The following is an 18,005-nucleotide window of genomic DNA, read 5'->3' as shown; positions in this document are numbered from 1 at the left end:
AGTCTAAAAGAGTAAATACAAAGATAAAACAATAGGATAAAACGATGAATAATTTTATTAACCGCCCTACCTCTGCGTTTATTGCGGCAAGTTGGGTCGCATTACTCACAGGAGCCGTTGGTTTCATTATCGGATTATGGAATGCCGACATGCCACTGCATGAAAAAGGTTATTACTTTGTGATTTTACTTTATGGCTTATTTTCTGCCGCGTCATTACAAAAAACAGTTCGAGACCAATTAGAAGAGATTCCAGTGACAGCGATCTACTATGCTTTATGCTGGGCATCTATGGCTGTATGTATTGTGCTGTTACTGATTAGTTTATGGAATGCTGATATCACCATGAGTGAAAAAGGTTTTTACATCATGTCATTTCTACTCAGCTTGTTTGGTGTGGTGGCAACACAAAAGAATATTCGTGATTTGAACTATTTACGTCTACAAACAGGACTTGATACGCGTCAACCACAGCGCGAAGAATCTTCATCACAACAAAATGATCAAGACTAAGGTCTGTGAAATGTCAGCAGACCCTTAAATAAATATAAAGAAGTTTTAGATCATAAAACTTCTTTCACCACAAAATCACAACCAATTGTTTTATCATGATTTTTTAGATAATAACTTTTGTTGCGCAACAAAACGCTACAATCCAGACACTAAACCGCAATACTTCAGACTGACCTCTCCACAATTTCTCACTCAACTCTTGTTACATTTGCACCCATTAGAAATGATGTCCAATTTACTCAGGACATGGAGTCAAAAATGAAATTAAACGTTTGGTTATGTAGTGCGATTTTCGCAACATCTTCTTTGGTCACTGTTGCTCATGCTGATAATGCCACTCGTGTCGCTGCAACATCAGCGCTAGGTAGTGTGGTAGGTACGGCTATAGGTAAAGAAGTTGGCGGCCACAATGGCGCTTTGATTGGCTCTGCTGTAGGTGGTGCGGGTGGCGCTGCTGCTGCTAGTAACAAACGTACCCGTACAGAAGCTGCCATTGGTGGTGGTTTAGGTGGTGTTGGTGGTTATGCTGTTGGTAAAAATGTCGGCGGAACTACAGGTGGTTATATCGGCGCTGCTGCTGGTGCCGCTGGTGGTGCAGCATTAGGTCGTCAAGTTGGTCAAGATCGTTATTATGACAGTCGCCAAAACCAAAAGAAAAAATGGAAGAAAAAGAAAAAACATCAACGTCATTGATTCAAATAAAGCACCTTCGGGTGCTTTTTTATTCGCTACTAGAAATTAATCCTACATGAGTAGATAAAAAATCTGATTGCATGTAAAAACCATCTATCATCAATTTGATTAGACAATAAAAAAGCGCCTTACGGCGCTTTTTTAGATATACAAATTAGTTTGCATATACTGGGAATTTTGCACAAACAGTTTCAACTTTAGCTTTAACATCAGCGATGACTTTCTCATCACCTTTGCTATCAATAATGTCAGCGATCCAACCAGCAAGTTCACGCACTTCAGCTTCACCGAAACCACGTGTCGTTACCGCAGGCGTACCAATACGAATACCAGAAGTAACGAATGGAGAGCGTGGATCATTCGGCACAGCATTTTTGTTTACTGTGATATGAGCAGCACCTAACCAAGCATCTGCATCTTTACCAGTTACATCTTCTTGTTTAATCAATGACAACAAGAATAAATGGTTTTCTGTACCGCCAGAAACAACATCATAACCACGTGAAATGAAGACTTCAGCCATCGCTTGAGCATTCTTAACAACTTGTTGTTGGTAAGTTTTAAACTCTTCTGACATCGCTTCTTTGAAACAAATTGCTTTAGCAGCAATCGCATGCATCAAAGGACCACCTTGGTTACCTGGGAAAACAGCAGATTGAAGTTTTTTCTCAATTTCTTCATTTGCTTTCGCAAGTATTAAACCAGAACGCGGACCACGGAGGGTTTTATGCGTTGTTGTGGTTGTTACGTCAGCAATTTGCACTGGGTTTGGATAAACACCCGCAGCAACTAAACCAGCAACATGCGCCATATCAACAAATAGGTAAGCACCGACTTTGTCAGCGATGTCACGGAAACGCTGCCAATCAACGATTTGGCTATATGCAGAGAAACCCGCCACGATCATACGTGGTTTGTGCTCTAGCGCTAAACGCTCGACTTCTTCATAGTCGATTTCGCCAGTTTCAGTATTTAAACCATACTGAATCGCATTATAGGTTTTACCAGAAAAGCTAACTTTAGCACCATGCGTCAAGTGACCGCCATGCGCCAAGCTCATACCCAATACTGTATCGCCAGGATTTAGAAGCGCTAAGTAAACGGCAGAGTTCGCTTGAGAACCAGCATGTGGTTGAACGTTTGCATAATCAGCACCGAACAATTCTTTTGCACGATCAATTGCAAGTTGTTCGATCACGTCCACATATTCACAACCGCCATAATAGCGTTTGCCAGGATAGCCTTCTGCATATTTGTTAGTAAGTTTTGATCCCTGTGCTTCCATCACAGCTTGAGAGCAATAGTTTTCAGATGCAATTAACTCAATATGAGCTTCTTGGCGTACGCCTTCAGAAGCAATCGCTTGAGCAATTTCTGGATCAAATTCAGCAATAGAAATATTGGCAAACATTAGCGGAGGGTCCTATAAATTAGGGCTTTTAAGCCGTGCTAAAGATTGGTGCGAATTATAGCATGAAGTTTATAAGTAAGAAGAATGAAGTTTGCTTAATTCTCAATAAAAATCGCTCATGTTGATAAAAATTTCACTTTTGATTAATTAAGATTTTTCCTTAAACTTATCATTGAGCTTTATAATTAATTGTCTAGATAAAATGATTCGCATCAACGGAAAAATTCAGCATTTAAAAATATATGATTTTTACTGTGTTAGAAATCGAAAATATGAAACTCAGATAGAACAAGAGCAAGCTGCTTTAGCACAAACACTTATAGCAAAGTTGTTTGATGTTGATGCTCGCGTTTTAGCTTATAGGATAAATAAAACTTATAAAATATATCGTTTTAAAATTGCTCACCATACAGTTATGGGGATTGCTCAACATATTTTTTTTCAAGAAGGCGATGAACTCTACGTCGTTATCGATCCCAATAGCTTTACTGACATAAGCCTTGCATATGCAATCTACCATCCAGAACAAAATTTGTTTTATTCACTTCCTCAACATGGCTTCACTATAGAAGGTTTAAAGAAAAGACAGAAAACAATTGGGCTATCATTCTTTATATTAGGTTTTTTAATAAATATTTTCTTTTTAGTTAAATGGGAATCTCACGAAGAATTTTTTATAGAATCAGCATTAGCTGTTCTCATAAGTTTATCTTTAGCCTTAATCGCATATTTTTCGGCTGGACTACTATATAAACAAGCAGTTCATGAAAGTATGCAAATTTATAAAACATTCGGTTTCAACGACATTGAAAAAATTGATTTTAAATCAGAAATCTACAAGCATAAGCTGACTGGAACAATGTGTTCAGATATTTCTTACTTAAAAGTAAAAATTCGGGAATAATTTATTAGTAAATTATTCCCAATGAGTTAATTATTAGCTGGCATAGTCGCTTTAACATCATTCACAATATTATTGATATTAAGAGCATAAGCTGTGCCGTGATCCCATTCAGCGTTAGTGAAATATTGAATGCTTGAACCCTTATTGTTTGCGGTCAATACCAATAAATCGGTGGCTGCTTTCGGAACGGTCGCATCCTTCCCGCCCTGATAAATAATCACAGGTTGATTTAGTTTTACTTGAGCTGGTTGAGAATCCTTTTCTAAGAACGATTTAACCAAAGGAATAGTCATAAAATTCATTTGAGTTCGTGGATAGTTTGTTAAATCAACATTGCTTTTTAAATGCTCCTGCATAGCAGCACCAAACTTATCTCCTAGTACATCTCCACAATCTTGTTCTGCTCTACTCGCAATTAGATCAGTTGGCGATTTAAAAATATTTGAATAACCAAAAGTAGGTTCTTGATTGCGCAAACCCGCGGTAATGAGTGCTGTAAAGGTGTCCAGTTGTGCATACACTGGAATTTGTTGATTTACAGGTGCATTTTCAACAGATTGCTCCCCTAAAGCTAGGATCGCTGCAAGGTTCGATGCAGGTGCAACCGCAATCGTTCCTTTATAATCAAGTTTGGCACGACTCGCGTATTGTGCTGCTCCCAAAGCGGCATGACCTCCCTGAGAATGCCCGACTGTCATCCATTGACGTGAAGTAAGCTTACCTTGCCCCGATAAATAAGCACGGGCAGCAACGACTGCATCAGTGATTGAATATGCCTCGCTTTTCACATTTAAAAATGGATGTAGTTCTCGACCACTTGGCTCACCCAGCCCTTCATAGTCAGGTGCAACAACGACATAACCAGCGGCAAGTAATTGACTGATCATACCCTTTATATAGTCATTTGTTGCATTTCGACTCGGCGCACATTGATCAGCAACCCCAGTCGTGCCGTGTGCCCAAGCAACAATCTTCCAGCCTGTTGCTGGCATTGGTCCACCAGGTACAAACAACAAACTGGTTGCTAATGTTTCTTTACCATTCACGCCCAACATCTTATACGTCAGAATTAAACTTTCAGAAGCAACGACACTAAAGTCTGACTTCGTATAAGGTTCAGGGATACCTGCAACAGGATCTTTTATATTATTTTCAGGAATTTCAGGTTTTGGAACAAATATCGTCGTCCCATTATCGTCACCGCCGCCGCAAGCTGTAAGTAATAAGCTCGTACTCAGCATCGCAACCGTTAATAACTTCATGTGCATTTCGTTTTTCCTTAACTATTTTTTATGATTTTATCCTTAGGAATGATTACTCTAAGGCAATTACAGCAATAAGAATTACGCCTATTACAAAATTGTTTCAAGTACTTTTTTATCATTCATTCTATTTTTTGACTTTTCTTTATGCAACGCACTCTCAATTTTTTAAAATATCAAGCAATACAATCGATCATTCGACCCGCTTTTATAGAATTTCTTGTAAGATAATAAAATTCTAAATTCGTCGTAGGTTTAACATCATGCAAGCCATTATCTTAGATACTGAAACACATACACTAAATGGTTTGCCGATTGAAATCGCTTATGCACCCATCGACATAGAAAATGGAAAATTAAGCTTAGATAAAAAGAAAATCTTTGATCAGCTCTATCAAGTCGGTCAACCCATTTCCTTTGCCGCAATGGCGGTGCATCATATTTTAGAATCAGATCTAATCGATCAACCGTTTTACAACACCTTCCAACTGCCAGAACAAACCACTTATATTATTGGTCATAATGTTGATTATGATGTAACAGCCATCGCCAAATGTGGCGTGGATACTTCAAAATTAAAACCGATTTGTACATTAGCGCTCGCACGTCGAGTATGGGAAGATGCTGAAGCGCACAATATTTCAGCTTTAATTTATTTAATCGCAAAAGGCAGCGATAAAGCGCGAGAAATGTTAAAAGGTGCGCATCGTGCTGATGCTGATATCATCTTAACAGCCAATATTTTGATGCATATTATTCATCAGTTGGATATTCAAAATATTGAACAACTTTATCTTGCCTCAGAAGAAGCACGTATTCCTAAAACGATCACTTTTGGTAAACATAAAGGTACAGCCATCCAAGACTTACCAGCCGACTATATTCAATGGTTACTACGCCAAGATGATTTAGATATTTATCTTCGTAAGGCTTTAGAGACCAAAATCATTAAATAAAATATCAACCCAATGATATTTAATAAATTATTAACATAAATGTCATTATTGCATCGTATCTTAGCCCCTATCAAATTTTTGACTGGGGGCAAGACGAACAGATGTCACATTTTTTTAAAACTGAGCTGGGACAAACAGCCTTACAACAACGTAATATTGCTTTGAATGCTCGTCAACGTCGTTTATTACTGCTGATTGATCATGAAGATTTCCAAATGCTTGATCATGATTATAAGAAAAAAATTGCCCCAACTGAGCTTGTTCAACAATTAATCGACATGGGCTTGTTAGCTGAGCAAACTTCATCGACTACAAAAACGAGAGTCCAAGAAGATTTATACATAGAAAATCATAAAGCAAATAATTTAACGCAATCTATGCCAACACAAAGCGTAGGGACAGCAACACCGACGAAAAATGAAAAGATTGAAACTGAAGTAATTGCATTAGAAAAACTTTCTTTTATTGAAGTTCAGCAAATCATGATTCAAACACTAACCACCTATTGCGGTTTAATGGCAAAACCATTGATTCAGCAGATACAACAAAGTAAAACAATAGCTCAACTCAAACTTTGTCAGATGCAATGGATTACGTCTCTACAGGAATCTCGCATTGCACCAAGTCAGTTGAATCAAACATTGAAATTGATTAATTACTCGGTGCAGCATTTATAGAACATATCTGGATGAGTATTTCTAAATAAGACTGAAATCGTTGTTTTAATAATCAAGAAGCATCTTTGTTTAAAGGTATATATTTACCTATAAGTATTTTTTGCCTATGATGTGGCACAAATGCGCTCATAGCTCAACTGGATAGAGTACAGGTCTCCGAAGCCTGTGGCGTGGGTTCGAGTCCCGCTGAGCGCACCATAATTACTTTTCATAACTTCACATTACTCTTCATACAACGAATTCTTTTAAAGTTGTGCGCATTTGATACGTTCCATTTTTGACCCCATTAAAAAACCGCCACTTGGGCGGTTCGATGTATTTATTTCAAAACTTTAAAAATCTCATATTCAATCCAACTCTATTTCAGATATTTGATTGGAGTTAGTTAACTAACCTTTGTTTTTACGCCTACTTTTTTTTGGAATTTAACTCTACAAGTCTTTTTTGGTAATCCCTTTCAGTAATAATACCTTTATTTCTACCTTCTTGATTGGACTTAATTTGCTGATTAATTTCAAATTTATTCAGTGTGTTTAGATCATTGTTCCTTAGAAGATACTGAGATTTATCATGAGGACTCATATTGGCAGTTATTGCTTTTTCATCATATATTTTGCCTACTTCTTTTTCTTGTTGCTTTATGCGGTCTTGCTCTCGTTGCATTGATGATCCAAAGAAATCATATTGTTGACTGCTTTCTAGTTCACCCAATTGCTCATTATCTTTTTTAATTAAAATAGACTCTGTTTTACTATACAAATCCTCAGCACTATATACATGTCCAGCAACCACAAAACTTACAATCAACAAAATCAGCTTATTCATTAGATTTACTCATTTCTCAATAGAACTATGGAAAAGCTTACCATCATCTATAATTATTCATAAAATATTATTTACAAGAATATACCATTTGAACAAAACCTTTATTTCTCTAAAGTATATTTAAGATCATTAGGGGCACTTCAACACAAAGCTCAGTTTTACCCATGAAAACAAATTAATCTTATTGCCAAACCCTGATAATTTTTGGCTGTGGTCGTCCGCGTCTTCAGATGACTAAAAGCTCATCATGTCAATTGTTGTTACGCCAAAAATCAAGATTTAATTGCGGTGAATTTTTTAGTTTCTGTTCTATATATAGAACATGATAAATCACTTTCCCACTTGGTTTATTTTTCCATATCGCTCAGAATACTCATTCTATTTAACAACGTGAGACGTTCATGACTGATGCTTTGGTGTTGAGCGATTTGTCCAAAACTTATCGTAATGGTTTTCAGGCGTTAAAAGGTATTAATTTGACCGTGCCTGAAGGTGAATTTTATGCATTATTAGGACCTAATGGTGCAGGTAAATCGACGACGATTAGTATCATTAGCTCTTTAACCAAAAAAACATCGGGTTCAGTTGAGATTTTTGGGCATAACTTAGATACCCACCCTTCACATGCCAAGCAATGTCTAGGTGTTGTTCCTCAAGAATTCAATTTTGGTCAGTTTGAAAAAACCTTTGATATTTTAGTGACCCAAGCAGGTTATTACGGTATTCCCAAAAAACTGGCGGAACAACGTGCCGAATTATATTTAGAAAAACTTGGCTTATGGGACAAACGAAACATTCAATCTCGTATGCTCTCTGGGGGTATGAAACGCCGCCTGATGATTGCACGTGCCATGATGCATGAACCTAAGTTGCTGATTCTGGATGAACCAACGGCGGGTGTCGATATTGAATTACGTCGCTCGATGTGGGATTTCCTGACTGAAATGAATGAAAATGGAACGTCAATCATTCTGACGACCCACTATCTTGAAGAAGCTGAAATGCTATGCCGTCGTATAGCGATCATCGACCGTGGCGTAATAAAAGAAGATACCTCGATGAAAGGTTTCCTAAATCAAATGAATGAAGAATCGTTCATTTGTGATCTCGTAGAACCGATCAATTCGATTGATTTTAATATTATCGGTTTCACCTTTAATTTAATTGATCCTGTGACTTTAGAAGTAACGATGGATAAAGCACATAACATGAATGATTTATTCTTATTGTTACAGTCACAAAATATCCACGTCAGTAGTATGCGAAATAAATCGAACCGCTTAGAAGAATTATTCGTAAAAATGGTTGAGAAGAATCTTGCAGGAGCGGATCAATGAACTTTAGTCAATTACAAACCGCGCTTTGGACTTTAGTTGTTAAAGAAATTCGCCGTTTTATGCGGATCTGGCCACAAACCTTATTGCCCCCTGCGATCACCATGAGTTTGTACTTTGTGATTTTTGGCAACTTAGTCGGCTCACGTATTGGTGAAATGGGCGGCTTTAGCTATATGCAGTTCATTATCCCGGGTCTAATCATGATGGCAGTCATCACCAACAGCTATGCCAATGTATCCTCAAGTTTCTTCAGTGCCAAATTTCAAAAAAGCATTGAAGAACTGATTATGAGTCCTGTACCTCTACATCTGATCCTGTGGGGTTATGTGATTGGCGGCGTTTCTCGTGGTGTATTGGTTGGCTTAATTGTGACGATCATGAGCTTGTTCTTTACGCATCTAGAAATTCATAATTTCTTTGTGACTATTTATACGGTCATCATTACTTCGTTATTGTTTTCACTTGGTGGTTTAATCAACGCTGTATATGCCAAGTCATTTGATGATATTTCAATTATCCCGACCTTTGTATTGACACCGCTGACCTACTTAGGCGGCGTGTTCTATGCCATTAGTGCATTAAGTCCTTTTTGGCAAAACTTATCTTTAATTAACCCAATTGTATATATGGTCAATGCTTTCCGTTTTGGCATTTTAGGGCATAGTGACGTGAATGTTTCACTTTCATTAATCGTTGTGACCTTATGCTGTGTTGTCCTTTATGCAATTGCATATCATTTATTAGCTCGTGGTTCAGGAATGCGTGAATGAGTGTAGAACATTCTTTGTTGGGTAAAGACACCCAATATCCAACTCAATATCAGCCAGACGTTTTATTTCCAATCGCTCGCGCTGAATCTCGCCAACAATATGCACATATTGATGGGATTACTCAGGGCAAAGACTGGTGGCATATTTTTGAAATTTCTTGGTTAAATCCTCATGGATTACCCCAAGTTGCGATTGGCCGTCTTACCTTGCCTGCAAGCTCGCCAAATCTGATCGAATCAAAATCACTCAAGCTTTATTTTAATAGTTTGAACTTCACTCAATTTGCCTCTAAACAGGTATTTATTGAGACTGTTGAGCGAGATTTATCAAAAGCTGCTGGCGCAACGATTAAACTTGAATTATTTCAAGTGGATGATCTGAAGATTACTCAACCCACGGGTATTTGTATTGATGACCTTATCCCTGAGCGTTTGTCTGAGCACCCCGATGCAACTTTGTTGCAGCACAATATGACGACACAAGATAATGTAGAAATTGAGCTTTACTCACATCTTCTTAGAAGTAATTGTCCTGTGACTGGACAGCCAGATTGGGGGACTGTTTTTATCCGTTTTAAAGGCAAAAGACCTTGTTATCGCAGCATATTAGCTTATATTATCTCGTACCGTCAGCATAATGGTTTTCATGAGCAGTGCGTAGAACAAATATTTGCGGATATTTGGCAATTGCTTAAACCAGAAAAGTTGATGGTCTATGCAACTTATACTCGTCGTGGAGGATTGGATATTAATCCATGTCGAGTTTCAGATTTGTCATGGATGCCCGAGCCAATTCGCTTGGCACGACAATAAAACGAATAAATTTGATATAGAGGACGTTCTTCAATGACCAGTTATTTCGGTATTCTTCCTTCAGCAAGCTTGAGTCAGGATATTCAACTTGCACAAGCCAATCGTGACAGTAAAGAACCACAATACCCTTTACGTGACAAAATATCTCTACAGCTTACTGATGAGTTAATTGACACCATGTTGGTTCATTTGGTTCAACAGTTTCCACCAAGTGACAAACGAGATACCACTGAAGAACTTGCTCAAAAAATTCGTAGCATTGTTTCGTCTTTGATGAAACAACTACTCGGTAAAACATCAAATGACCAAGTATTAGAGTCATTGAACTTTATGGAAAAAAGTTTGTTTATCGACAACGAAGGTAAACAACGTATTGGTACTGTACTGCCTGATAGTCTTGTTGCTGATATGAAAAAGAGTTTTGCGGAAGTCGAAGCTGGTAATGGCAAGGAACAACGTGATGCGCTCACCAAACAGTTTAAATCGTTTGCTGATGCGTTGATTCATCATTTTATGACTGAGTACAATAAGACGCTAGGTTTAGGGATGCTTAAACGTGGTGCTGCAAGCGTTGCAACCAGCGGTGTAGAGACTGCGGTTCATATTGTAATTAAGAAATTAATTCCAAGTCTAAGCCAAGCTGAGCTTGCAGTATTCGCTAAACACTTTGATCAATTGTTAGTACAAAAATAAGCTTTTGCTGATAAAAAACGGTCATTGCAAAATGGCCGTTTTTTTATCGTAAGCTAAAACTTATAAATGTCACATTTTCTAAATTTTGATTGTCTCTTGCGCTTCAACCAAAGCGTTGCTTTGGTCTTGCTCACGTTTATGTTAGCATTCTCGAAGCTTAGCTTTACCTGATTTAGAATCACATGTCCCCAAGCTCACAATATAAATTTTTACGTCAAGCACCTCGCGATGGATTAAGTACAGCCACGCAGCTTTCTCGTTGGCAACAATTACACATCGACCCATGGCTTTGTCTGTTCTTGATCTTAAATGCCATACTTGGATTGACTATTTTATATAGTGCTTCCGCTCAGAATGTTGGCTTAGTTACGAGACAAGCAATAAGTTTTGGCATCGGTTTTGGCGTCATGTTGGGCTTGGCTCAAATCCCTCCAAAAGTCTATCAGGCATTTTCGCCCTACTTTTACATTTTTGGCGTGTTGTCACTGATTGCGGTTATGGTTTTTGGTGAAGTGCGTATGGGTGCGCAGCGATGGATTGATATTCCGGGCTTTGGTAGTGTGCAACCCAGCGAGTTTATGAAAGTCGGCATGCCGATGATGATTGCGTGGTTCTTGTCACGCAAAGCACTGCCCCCAAGTTTTTCTCAAGTCATACTGTCATTAGTTCTGATTCTTATTCCTTTTTTATTGATTGCAGAACAACCCGACTTAGGCACTTCATTACTGGTTATTGCAAGTGGTATCTTTGTACTCTTTTTAAGTGGTTTATCTTGGAAGCTGATCGCTGCTGCCGCTGGTGCAGTCGCCATTATTATTCCGATCGCATGGACATTTTTATTGCATGGTTACCAACGTCAACGTGTACTCACACTTTTAAATCCTGAAGCGGATGCCTTAGGTACAGGTTGGAATATTATCCAATCCAAAACGGCAATTGGTTCAGGTGGCTTCTCTGGAAAAGGCTTCTTAGAAGGCACGCAAGCTCATCTACATTTTCTTCCTGAGGGTCACACCGACTTTATTATTGCTGCATATTCAGAAGAGTTTGGTTTGATTGGCGTGATACTGCTTATTCTTTTATATTTCGCGATTATTTTTAGAACATTCCAAATTGGGTTACAAAGCTTCCATAATTATGGCCGTTTGATCGCTGGCGCATTTGGTTTGTCATTTTTTGTTTATGTATTTGTAAATGCTGGCATGGTCAGTGGTATTTTACCCGTAGTAGGTGTGCCGTTACCGTTCATGAGTTATGGCGGAACTGCAATTATAACGCTGATGTCTACTTTTGGACTGGTTATGTCCATCCATACGCATCGATAACGAGGAATTTTATAAACATATGTTGCATAAAACTTTAAATAAAACAGTTAAATTTCTTAGCTTAAGTGCCAGTTTATTTTTAAGCTGTAATTGGGCATACGCGAACGAATTTTACACCCATCCAAATTATATGGCTTTTAAACAAAAAGCGATGACAACATATAATTTGAGCGGTGAGCAAATCGATACTGCCATGAGTGGTGCGCGTAATATTCCTAACATTCTAAACATTATGACGCGCCCAGGTGAAAGTAAACCTTGGTATGATTATCGTTCAATGTTTTTGGTTGAAGGTACGATTCAACGCGGTATCCGTTTTAAAAATCAATACGAAGATACTCTAAACCGCGCAGAACAGCAATTTGGTGTACCTAAAGCAGTTATCCTCGGTGTTTTAGGGGTAGAAACAGGCTACGGCGCAAATAAAGGCTCTTTCGTCTCCCGCGATGCCTTAGCAACACTTGCATTTGGCTACCCTCGTCGTGCAGATTACTTTAGCGATGAACTGGCAGCACTAATTGCATGGACATATAAAGAAGGCTATCCAACCAATAGTATTGTTGGTTCTTATGCAGGTGCAATTGGCTATCCACAGTTCATGCCGAGTAATATTCAAAAACTCGGTGTAGATTACGATGGTAATGGTCATATTGATCTTAGAAATTCGGCTGTTGATGCAATTGGATCAATTGCGAACTATTTAGCTAAACATGGTTGGGAACGAGATCGACCAATTGGCTTCCCTGCTCGTTATTTAGGCAATGATCCAGAAAGCGTGATTGCGAAAGATTTGACCTTACCTAGACCTTACGGTGAACTCAAACGATTGGGTATATCACCTGTTAACCCTTTGGTAAAAATTGATGATTTAGACCTTGTAAATGTCATTGAATTACAAGATCGTTCTGGTCCGATCTATTACATCACTTATCCAAATTTCCAAGTCATTACCACCTACAACAGAAGCCGTATGTATGCGACTGCTGTATGGTTATTAGGCACTGAAGTAGCTAGTCGATAGACTAGCTTTTTCAACAAAACTAAAAAGTCAATAATTTTATTATTAAAAAAGTATGATTTTTGAGCTATTTTCATATTTGGTTACAATATTGTTCATTTTTTAATCAAAAACTGTGTGTTTTTGTTCTTTTTGTCGCTATTTATCTTTAATGACTAGACACACTTCATAGCCGATGAATATTATCCATCCCAAGTGTTCGGGCTGTTCAAACTCTTTAAGTGGTTACAACTGCCCCCAAATTGCAAATTGCAAAAGTGAATAATTAGACATGTGCACTATATTTCAGACTGTTTGATTGAAGTAGAAAAGCATGTTCTCTAGGAGTTTATACAATGCAGTTTTCGCTAAAATATATTCTAGCGCTGACAGCCGGCTTAAGTTTAAGCCCGTTACATGCAGAAATGGTACAATCTTCATCATTGAGTAATGATGTTGATGGATCTAACTTAGCCGCTCGTGTTCTAAGTAAAGATTCTCAAAATTTTAATTCGCGTCTTTCTAACGTAAATAGTCTTTCAATCACTGAGCGTTCGGGTGACCAAGTACGTCGCCAAACGATTGCAGCAAAAATTGACATTCCTGAAGAAGAGCCTTCAGTGATTGAAAAGCTTAATGCGGTTGCTTCGAACACAGTTCGTAAGTTTAGCCAAACTGGCGTTGCATCTTGGTATGGTCGTCAATTTCATGGTCGTAAAACAGCAAGTGGTGAAACATTCGATATGAATGCCATGACCGCTGCTCACCGTAGCCTTCCGCTAAACTGCTATATCCGTGTAACCAATCGTGATAATGGTAAAAGTGTTGTGGTAAAGGTAAACGATCGTGGTCCTTTCCATGGTAACCGTGTACTTGATTTATCTTATGGTGCAGCGAAGCAAATCGGACTTACAAATGCAGGTCTTGGTAAAGTGAGCATCGAACGTGTAGACGGGCCTAACTCTTAAGTTACAGTCAGTCATACAATCAATAAAAGCCGCCTAGTGTGGCTTTTATCATTTTTGCACGGCAACACACCATACCACCCCGCAGATATTTTGACCCTTCTAACTTTCTTCGGTATATTGAGATAATTAAAAAATAACCAAGATCGCAAGGAGAGCGCTGTGAAATCAATAGACGAATGGTTCGATGAATATAGTGAAAGTCATCAAAACCAAACCAATAAAAAAATCCATTGGGTATGTGTTCCAGCAATTCTTTTTTCGATTATTGGTATTCTTGCGCACTTTAGTGCCTTATTAACCGCGCTATTACTGGTTTTGACTTTAGTTTTCTATGCGCGTCTAGATATCGTGCTTGCGGTCGCAATGGCTGCTTTACTCGCTGTAATGGCATGGCTGATTATTATCTTACCTGTGGGCATCGGTTTCTATATCGGCATATTTGTCATCGCTTGGATTGGTCAATTTTACGGACATAAAGTGGAAGGTAAAAAACCGTCTTTCTTTAAAGACTTACAATTCCTCCTGATTGGCCCTGTATGGTGTATGGACGCTTATTTAGCTAAAGTCCTACCTAAATGGAAATCTCGTCAAAAATTGGCGCTTACAAGCTGATTTGGCGCATATCTTTACAGCAACCCATAAAGGAAGATCGTTACTGATACATTCTTCCTTTATATTTCAACCATCCATCAATATGTTTTCTTCTTGGGTCATGGTGTGTCCAATGGATCACCCCACCTTTATTGTTATATTCATACACCCCATAAAACTCTACCGTTTCACCTTTTTGCAATCCCTCTATTCGGGGTGCCAAATCAATATTATGGGCAATCAAAACCGTCAAGCCATTGTCCAACTCTAAAATCATCCTTTGATGTCTTGAGCCATCATTGTCATCAGGCAAAATCGCTTTCACTGTTCCTTGTGAGCGCACCTGAAGCTTACTTCGTTGTTGTTGATAGGCTTGCATGATCTTGGCTTGATCATCAACACGCTGCTCAACAGATGAAGATGTCTCGAGCTGTGTGCTCTTTTGCTTAAGCTCTAAACCAACATAAGCAAAGATCAGCAAGGCAATAACGATCAAGACCAGTACATTATTTTTCTGAGTTTTCATAGCAACCCTTTTATCAAATACAAAATAGCAAAATGCCAATCAATTTGATTGGCATTTAGATCATACAATGTCTAGCACAGTTAGAATAGACGATTCATCCCATTCAAGGCAGCAACACGATATGCTTCTGCCATCGTCGGATAGTTAAATGTCGTTTCTACAAAATACTTCAAGGTATTGTTTGGACTATGCATGACCACCTGCCCAATGTGAATAATCTCAGCCGCGTTGTTACCAAAGCAGTGAATACCCAGCACTTCTAAAGTATCTCGATGGAATAAAATCTTTAATTCGCCGACCGTATCACCTGTGATTTGGGCGCGTGCCAAATGACGGAAAGAAGCCTGTCCTACTTCGTATGGGATTTTTTCTTCCGTTAGCTCTTGCTCGGTTTTTCCAATCGAAGAAATTTCTGGAATGGTATAAATTCCAGTTGGCACATCTTTAATTGGTTTGACATTTTTCTCACCGACCATATTCGCACCCGCGCAACGACCTTGGTCATAGGCAGCAGATGCTAGCGATGGCCAACCAATAACATCACCCGCAGCAAAAATATTGTCTACTTCGGTTTGATATTGATCATTAACCATCAACTGACCGCGGCTATTTGGCACTAAACCAACATTTTCCAAACCTAGACCATCGGTATTGCCTGAACGACCATTACACCATAAGATCGCATCAGCTTTGATTTTCTTACCGCTAAGTAAATGCAATACCACGTGATCATCAAACGTTTCTAAACGATCAATTTGTTCATTATGACGAATCAAAACGCCTTGTTCACGCAAATGATAAGACAAGGCATCAGCAATCTCATCATCTAAATAACTCAATAACTTTTGCTGAGTATTGATTAGATCAACTTTATGGTCTAATCCAATGAAAATAGACGCATATTCACATCCAATAACACCCGCACCATAGATGATAATTTTTTGAATCGTATAATCTAAATCTAAAATCTTGTCTGAATCAAATACGCGAGGATGATTAAAATCTAATCCTTGGGGTTGATAAGGACGACTACCCGTAGCAATCACGATTTGTTTGCAAATAATCGTGTCCTTAATCCCATCATGACTGAAAATCAAGACGGTATTTTTATCGTGGATATAGGCACGGCCATGAAAAGTTTCGATTTTATTGCGATCATAAAAACGGGTATGCGTATCGACTTGTTGCTGAATCACTTTGTGCGCGTTACGTAGCACCTGTTTCATGGTGAATTGTTTCCACTCACCTACTTTTTGAAACATTGGGTCACGTTGATAACGGATAATACTTGAAACTGTTTGACGTAACGCTTTACTTGGAATGGTACCGACATGCGCACAGTTACCGCCGAGTTGATCACGAACATCCACTATTGCAACACGTTTACCTGCTTTTGCCAGCTTCATTGCCGCGCCTTCACCAGCTGGGCCAGAACCGAGAATGACTGCATCATATTTTACAATATTCCCACCAACGACCTCTTTCTTACGTGGCATTCAAAGCTCCTTGACTGTTAAACGTTTATTACTATATACATGATAACCAATATGCGTTGAATTGATGTATTTCTCAACCATATATTTTATATATACACATTTTTAAAATGAATACCTATTTCGTCCTATACACTCGTAAATTTGACTATAATGTCTAGATATCTCAAGTTAAAGGTTGTAGAAAAGATATGTCTGAACACCGTAAAGCTGAACAGGGCTTAAAACTTCGTGGCGCCGAAAAAGTCGCAAGAATTCCTGTAAAAGTGATTCCTACGGTTGAAGTACCTCGTAAACCAGACTGGATTCGCGTCAAGATGGCCGCACCAGAAGAGGTTCAACGTATCAAAACAACCTTGCGTTCGCAAAAACTGCATACTGTCTGTGAAGAAGCTGCTTGCCCTAACCTACCAGAATGCTTTGGTGGTGGTACCGCAACCTTTATGATCATGGGCGATATTTGTACACGTCGCTGTCCTTTCTGTGACGTTGCACACGGTCGTCCAAATGCACTTGATGCGGATGAACCACGCCACATGGCAGAAACGATCTCGAATCTCGGCTTAAAATATGCCGTAATCACCTCAGTGGACCGTGATGATTTACTTGATGGCGGTGCTCAACATTTTGTTGACTGTATCAGAGAAGCTCGCGCGCTTAGCCCAAATACCTTGTTGGAAATTTTAGTTCCAGACTTCCGTGGACGCCTCGATATTGCACTTCGCATCATGACCGAATGCCCGCCTGATGTTTTCAACCACAACATTGAAACCGTACCACGCTTATATAAAGCCATGCGTCCGGGCTCTGACTACCAACATTCTTTAAATCTGTTAAAAATGTTTAAAGAATATTGTCCAGATATTCCAACCAAATGTGGTTTGATGGTCGGCATTGGTGAAACTGAAGAAGAAGTGATTGCCCTTTTGGATGACCTTAGAGCACATGACGTAGATTACATCACGATTGGTCAGTATTTACAGCCATCTAAACAACATGCGCCAATTGATCGTTTTGTCACACCTGAAGAATTCGAGCGTTATGCTGAGCATGGACGTAAATTAGGTTTTAGAAATATTTGGTCTGCGCCAATGGTGCGTTCTAGCTATTTCGCTGACCGCCAATATCGTGGTGAACCAGTTCCTGCTGTTCGACGTAAAGCCGATCCTGCTAAAAAAATCGCAGTCCAAACAGTAGAAGCATAATCGTTTCCAAGCAAAAGAGAGAATCCCCTGATTCTCTCTTTTTTTCAT

At 38.8% G+C, this 18,005-nt stretch carries 19 protein-coding genes and 1 tRNA gene; 15 read left to right on the top strand and 5 right to left on the bottom strand.

What is annotated here, in order from left to right; translation table 11 throughout:
- Positions 1 to 44: 44 nt before the first annotated feature.
- Both yiaA and F991_RS08960 read left to right on the top strand, forming a co-directional pair.
- The gene (gene yiaA, locus F991_RS08965) at positions 45 to 512 is read left to right on the top strand and encodes an inner membrane protein YiaA (RefSeq protein ID WP_004670688.1); all 468 of its coding nucleotides are present in this window, start codon (positions 45 to 47) and stop codon (positions 510 to 512) included.
- A gap of 258 nt (positions 513 to 770) precedes the next feature.
- On the top strand, positions 771 to 1,205 hold the full coding sequence (locus tag F991_RS08960; RefSeq protein ID WP_004670687.1) for a glycine zipper domain-containing protein: 435 nt from the start codon (positions 771 to 773) through the stop codon (positions 1,203 to 1,205).
- A 154-nt stretch (positions 1,206 to 1,359) separates the two neighbouring features.
- Here F991_RS08960 and glyA read toward each other — a convergent pair whose 3' ends face one another.
- Positions 1,360 to 2,616: a serine hydroxymethyltransferase gene (gene glyA / locus F991_RS08955; RefSeq protein WP_004670686.1), complete on the bottom strand. Its 1,257-nt coding sequence runs from the start codon at positions 2,614 to 2,616 to the stop codon at positions 1,360 to 1,362.
- A gap of 202 nt (positions 2,617 to 2,818) precedes the next feature.
- On the opposite strand from glyA, the gene F991_RS08950 reads away from it, so the two are divergent.
- Entirely contained in the window at positions 2,819 to 3,520 is a 702-nt protein-coding gene (locus F991_RS08950) for a hypothetical protein (protein WP_004670685.1), read from the top strand.
- Positions 3,521 to 3,546: 26 nt separating this feature from the next.
- Here the strand turns inward: F991_RS08950 and F991_RS08945 are convergent, their stop codons facing one another.
- On the bottom strand, positions 3,547 to 4,788 hold the full coding sequence (locus tag F991_RS08945; RefSeq protein WP_004670684.1) for an alpha/beta hydrolase: 1,242 nt from the start codon (positions 4,786 to 4,788) through the stop codon (positions 3,547 to 3,549).
- A gap of 257 nt (positions 4,789 to 5,045) precedes the next feature.
- On the opposite strand from F991_RS08945, the gene F991_RS08940 reads away from it, so the two are divergent.
- The 3 genes from F991_RS08940 to F991_RS08930 all read left to right on the top strand — a co-directional run bounded on the left by F991_RS08940 (position 5,046) and on the right by F991_RS08930 (position 6,613).
- Positions 5,046 to 5,738, top strand: coding sequence for a putative quorum-sensing-regulated virulence factor (locus tag F991_RS08940; RefSeq protein ID WP_004670683.1), 693 nt, complete (start codon positions 5,046 to 5,048; stop codon positions 5,736 to 5,738).
- Positions 5,739 to 5,839: 101 nt separating this feature from the next.
- Positions 5,840 to 6,415, top strand: a complete 576-nt coding sequence (locus F991_RS08935) for a hypothetical protein (protein ID WP_004670682.1) — start codon at positions 5,840 to 5,842, stop codon at positions 6,413 to 6,415.
- 122 nt (positions 6,416 to 6,537) lie between these two features.
- Positions 6,538 to 6,613, top strand: a tRNA-Arg gene (locus tag F991_RS08930).
- Between the two features lie 210 nt (positions 6,614 to 6,823).
- Here F991_RS08930 and F991_RS08925 read toward each other — a convergent pair.
- Positions 6,824 to 7,240 carry a hypothetical protein gene (locus F991_RS08925; protein WP_004670681.1) on the bottom strand — a complete coding sequence of 139 codons (417 nt, stop codon included), beginning with the start codon at positions 7,238 to 7,240 and terminating at the stop codon, positions 6,824 to 6,826.
- A 401-nt stretch (positions 7,241 to 7,641) separates the two neighbouring features.
- On the opposite strand from F991_RS08925, the gene F991_RS08920 reads away from it, so the two are divergent.
- From F991_RS08920 to F991_RS08885, 8 genes are all read left to right on the top strand, one after another.
- Positions 7,642 to 8,577 carry an ABC transporter ATP-binding protein gene (locus F991_RS08920; protein WP_004670680.1) on the top strand — a complete coding sequence of 312 codons (936 nt, stop codon included), beginning with the start codon at positions 7,642 to 7,644 and terminating at the stop codon, positions 8,575 to 8,577.
- Positions 8,574 to 9,347, top strand: a complete 774-nt coding sequence (locus F991_RS08915; protein WP_004670679.1) for an ABC transporter permease — start codon at positions 8,574 to 8,576, stop codon at positions 9,345 to 9,347. Before F991_RS08920 ends, F991_RS08915 begins: the two co-directional genes overlap by 4 nt.
- Positions 9,344 to 10,159 carry an NADPH-dependent 7-cyano-7-deazaguanine reductase QueF gene (queF, locus tag F991_RS08910; protein ID WP_004670678.1) on the top strand — a complete coding sequence of 272 codons (816 nt, stop codon included), beginning with the start codon at positions 9,344 to 9,346 and terminating at the stop codon, positions 10,157 to 10,159. The genes F991_RS08915 and queF overlap by 4 nt, the downstream gene beginning before the upstream one ends.
- Positions 10,160 to 10,192: 33 nt before the next feature.
- Positions 10,193 to 10,852: a hypothetical protein gene (locus F991_RS08905; RefSeq protein WP_004670677.1), complete on the top strand. Its 660-nt coding sequence runs from the start codon at positions 10,193 to 10,195 to the stop codon at positions 10,850 to 10,852.
- A gap of 182 nt (positions 10,853 to 11,034) precedes the next feature.
- On the top strand, positions 11,035 to 12,177 hold the full coding sequence (rodA, locus tag F991_RS08900; protein WP_004670676.1) for a rod shape-determining protein RodA: 1,143 nt from the start codon (positions 11,035 to 11,037) through the stop codon (positions 12,175 to 12,177).
- 19 nt (positions 12,178 to 12,196) lie between these two features.
- Positions 12,197 to 13,198 carry a lytic murein transglycosylase B gene (gene mltB / locus F991_RS08895; protein ID WP_004670675.1) on the top strand — a complete coding sequence of 334 codons (1,002 nt, stop codon included), beginning with the start codon at positions 12,197 to 12,199 and terminating at the stop codon, positions 13,196 to 13,198.
- 332 nt (positions 13,199 to 13,530) lie between these two features.
- Entirely contained in the window at positions 13,531 to 14,142 is a 612-nt protein-coding gene (locus tag F991_RS08890; RefSeq protein WP_004670674.1) for a septal ring lytic transglycosylase RlpA family protein, read from the top strand.
- 159 nt (positions 14,143 to 14,301) lie between these two features.
- Positions 14,302 to 14,754 (top strand): Mpo1 family 2-hydroxy fatty acid dioxygenase, encoded by a 453-nt coding sequence (locus F991_RS08885; protein ID WP_004670673.1) that lies wholly within the window; start codon positions 14,302 to 14,304, stop codon positions 14,752 to 14,754.
- Between the two features lie 40 nt (positions 14,755 to 14,794).
- Here the strand turns inward: F991_RS08885 and F991_RS08880 are convergent, their stop codons facing one another.
- Both F991_RS08880 and sthA read right to left on the bottom strand, forming a co-directional pair.
- Positions 14,795 to 15,259 (bottom strand): DUF3465 domain-containing protein, encoded by a 465-nt coding sequence (locus tag F991_RS08880; RefSeq protein ID WP_004670672.1) that lies wholly within the window; start codon positions 15,257 to 15,259, stop codon positions 14,795 to 14,797.
- 80 nt (positions 15,260 to 15,339) lie between these two features.
- Entirely contained in the window at positions 15,340 to 16,755 is a 1,416-nt protein-coding gene (sthA, locus tag F991_RS08875) for a Si-specific NAD(P)(+) transhydrogenase (RefSeq protein ID WP_004670671.1), read from the bottom strand.
- Positions 16,756 to 16,943: 188 nt separating this feature from the next.
- On the opposite strand from sthA, the gene lipA reads away from it, so the two are divergent.
- On the top strand, positions 16,944 to 17,957 hold the full coding sequence (gene lipA / locus F991_RS08870; RefSeq protein ID WP_004670670.1) for a lipoyl synthase: 1,014 nt from the start codon (positions 16,944 to 16,946) through the stop codon (positions 17,955 to 17,957).
- The last annotated feature ends 48 nt before the right edge of the window (positions 17,958 to 18,005 follow it).

This window comes from Acinetobacter sp. CIP-A165 (genome assembly GCF_000367985.1).
Lineage (GTDB): Bacteria > Pseudomonadota > Gammaproteobacteria > Pseudomonadales > Moraxellaceae > Acinetobacter.
Note: the sequence above shows the minus strand (reverse complement) of the source record. Positions and strands in the feature narration are given on the sequence as shown.